General features: G+C 40.8%; 2 protein-coding genes. Both read left to right on the top strand.

Features of this window, described 5'->3' with window-relative positions; all coding sequences use genetic code 11:
• Positions 1 to 1,301 precede the first annotated feature (1,301 nt).
• A complete protein-coding gene (locus J7K93_11505; protein MCD6117635.1) occupies positions 1,302 to 2,942 on the top strand; it encodes an SAM-dependent DNA methyltransferase in 1,641 nt (546 codons plus the stop codon).
• Positions 2,926 to 3,488 (top strand): restriction endonuclease subunit S (locus J7K93_11510; GenBank protein MCD6117636.1); only part of this gene is annotated, 563 nt, incomplete at its 3' end. The genes J7K93_11505 and J7K93_11510, both read left to right, overlap by 17 nt.

The raw sequence follows: 3,488 nt of genomic DNA on the forward strand, positions 1-3,488 counted from the left end.
GAGGTTGATTTTAAAGCTCTTGAGAATTTGGCTGAGACTATCGCGATGAAACACAAAGAACAGGGATTTAAATAGTCAGGTAATATTTTTCCTCTAAGAATTTATCCTAACAAACCACTGCACTGGCTTTTTACTCTGCTTGCTTCGACTTCGCTCAGCACAGGCCGCTCCGTAAAAACCAGTGAGTTCAAAAGGTTAGTGCGCCAGGCGCAGCTTGGTGCTTCTTATAGAGTGCCCTGCCAAAGGCAGACAGGAAGTCTTTATCTGGTAATGCCTAACCAGCAACCCGTACCGAGTGTTGCGCCTGTGGCGGAGTCAATAAATCGACGAACAATACAGGTGAAGCGTATGCCCCAAGGGCACTTCCTTTGGGGCGCACAGGAACATTGTAGGCCGCAGGGGAGACGTACTTCCCCAAAGCGATTCAGCCCCGTAAGAGTAAACAAAGCAGTTGGCGACGATTTTAACGTGTCGGAAAGCACAAAAGAATCGATAAGGTAAGATTCTCAAGGAACTGCCGGGGTTATAGAGCGTGGCATGTAATGAGAGAAGCATCAGGAACTCTTCGACAATGCTCAGGACAGGCTTGGGATATCCTGTAGCCTCCTTTTGAGAGGTAAGGCATTTCAACCACAAGAAGAATGTCTGATGTGCGATCAGGGAGTCAGATCACTTCATAGTACTCAGAGACGGTAAGACCGATCACACGCCTTCGCACAGCTTCTACGTGCAGGCATGGGGAAGGGTGTGACGGTGCAGCGAAGCCCGCAAAGAAAACATGTGCAGATAAGAAAGGCTGACCAACAAACTACTTGCTGAAAGTCAAGTAAAAAGTATATCTTTAAATTGATTATCGTTCTTTGACAACGGTCACTTTTAAGCTCAAGAAGCTTGTACCTTTCCCTCAAGTCCGGACGAACCTTGCCCGCTGTTTCTTTTAATTCTCCATGAATGATTTCTGAATTAGCCGGCCAGTAAAAAACAGTAACGGGGATGTATCTCAAGAGCAAACAGTTGTAAAAACTTAGAAATGAGAAATTTTTCCAACAGGAATGTAATAAATTTAAATGAAATAAGTTGCCTTTTATCTCAGAATATTGTAATTTTATATTATTCTCTTTTCAATCAAATAAAGGAAAGTACGGGTATTATTATTTTGCGGATGGAAATGCACTTTGTCAGGTAAATTTCGGTTTATTTAAGATAAAAATCGTTAGCGGGCAAAGGAATAGACAGTAAAACTTGCCGGATCCACAAATGTGAGCAGAGAGATATAAAGACAGGAATTATAGAGAAAATAAATGGCTAAAAAAACAGTAAACAAAAAACAAAAAAGCATGGAAGAAGCCCTCTGGGATTCCGCCAATAAACTGCGCGGCAAAGTTGAACCGTCCGAATATAAACATGTGGTTTTAGGTCTTATCTTCCTGAAATTCGCCAGCGACAAATTTGAGAAACGGAAACAGGAACTCATTGACGAAGGAAAAGAGAAATATATTGACATGGTGGAATTTTACACCATGAAAAATGTATTTTATCTGCCGGAAAATGCCCGCTGGAGTTACCTGAAACAAAACGCCAAGCAGGACGACATTGCTCTTAAAATCGATACAGCACTGGCTACTGTAGAAAAGAAAAATCCAGCTTTAAAAGGCGCTCTGCCTGATAACTATTATTCGCGCCTGGATTTGGATGTAAGTAAACTTTCTTCTCTCCTTGACACAATAAACAATATTGACACGCTAAAAGACAAAGAACAGGATATTGTGGGCAGGGTTTATGAATATTTCTTAAGTAAATTCGCCTTGGCGGAAGGAAAAGGCAAGGGAGAATTCTACACTCCAAAAAGCATTGTAAATCTGCTTGCTACCATGATAGAGCCTTACAAAGGTAAAATCTACGATCCCTGCTGCGGTTCCGGGGGTATGTTTGTGCAGTCTGTAAAATTTATAGAAAGCCATCACGGCAATAAAAAGAATATTGCCATATACGGCCAGGAATACACAGCCACAACCTATAAATTGGCAAAGATGAATCTGGCCATCCGGGGGATTTCCGCGAATCTCGGCGATGTGCCGGAAAATACCTTTGTCCGTGACCAGCACAAAGATCTTAAAGCCGATTACATAATGGCAAATCCGCCTTTTAACCAGAAGCAGTGGCGGGCTGCAACTGAACTTGTAGATGATCCTCGTTGGAATGGCTACGAAGTGCCGCCAACTGGTAACGCCAATTACGGCTGGATTCTGCACATGGTTTCCAAGCTTTCTGAAAACGGCGTAGCCGGGTTTCTGCTTGCAAACGGCGCGCTGTCTGGCGGGGGCACGGAATATAAAATCAGAAGAAAACTGATTGAAAACGGAATTGTGGAAGCAATTCTGATTTTACCGCAGAATATGTTTTACACGACAAATATCAGCGTGACTATCTGGATATTAAATAAAAACAAAAGATCCCGAACAGCAGAATATGACGGCGTAATAAAAAAATACCGCAACCGCGAAAAAGAGATTTTATTTATGGATCTGCGGGAAATGGGAATCCCTTTTGAAAAAAAATATATACAGTTCTCCGAGGATGATATTTTAAAAATTTCTGAAACCTATCACAACTGGCAGACTGCTGCGCAGAGTGATGAAAGTCGAATTACGAATGATGAATTAAAATCGGATCATTCAGCATTCAGCACTTATAATTCATCATTATACAAAGATACGCCTGAATTCTGTTACAGTGCCAGCCTTGAAGAGATAAAAAAGAAAGACTTCTCTCTTGTTCCGAGCAAATACATTGAGTTTGTCAACCGTGATGAAAATATTGATTTTGATGACAAGATGAAAGCCCTGCAGAAAGATATCAGCAAGCTTTTAAAAGAAGAAGAGAAATCCAAAAAGGATTTGCTGAAAGTTTTTAAAGAGTTGGGATATGAAATCGAATTATAAAAAAATTGGGGATTATATCCAGCTTGTTAATGATCGGAATTCTGATTTGAGCGTTAAGAGGCTTTTAGGCTTGACTGTCAATAAAGAGTTTATCCCCTCTGTTGCAAATATTGTCGGCACTGATATGGCTAATTATAAAGTTATTAAAAAAGGTCAATTTGCGTGTAGCTTAATGCAAGTCAGGCGTGATAAAAAGATTCCTGTTGCGTTGCAAAAGGATTATAAAGAAGCAATCATTTCTCAGGCATACCCTGTTTTTGAAATTATTGATACAAATAAATTACTGCCCGAATATCTGATGATGTGGATGAGCAGGTCTGAATTTGATAGAGAGGCTTGTTTTTATGCTGTTGGCGGTGTTCGCGGCAGTTTGGAATGGGAAGACTTCTGCAACATGGAACTCCCTGTACCAGATATTGAAAAACAGAAAGAAATTGTTGCCGAATACAATACCGTTGTCAACCGCATAAAACTGAACGAAGAGCTTAATAAAAAGCTGGAAGAGACTGCTCAGGCGATTTATAAGCAGTGGTTTGTGGATTTTGA

This window comes from bacterium (genome assembly GCA_021158245.1).
Taxonomy (GTDB): Bacteria; Zhuqueibacterota; QNDG01; order QNDG01; family QNDG01; genus QNDG01.

Bases quoted from the DNA above. Each gene is read 5' to 3' on its own strand.
- J7K93_11505 (MCD6117635.1), top strand. From the start codon at position 1,302: ATGGCTAAAAAAACAGTAAACAAAAAACAAAAAAGCATGGAAGAAGCC.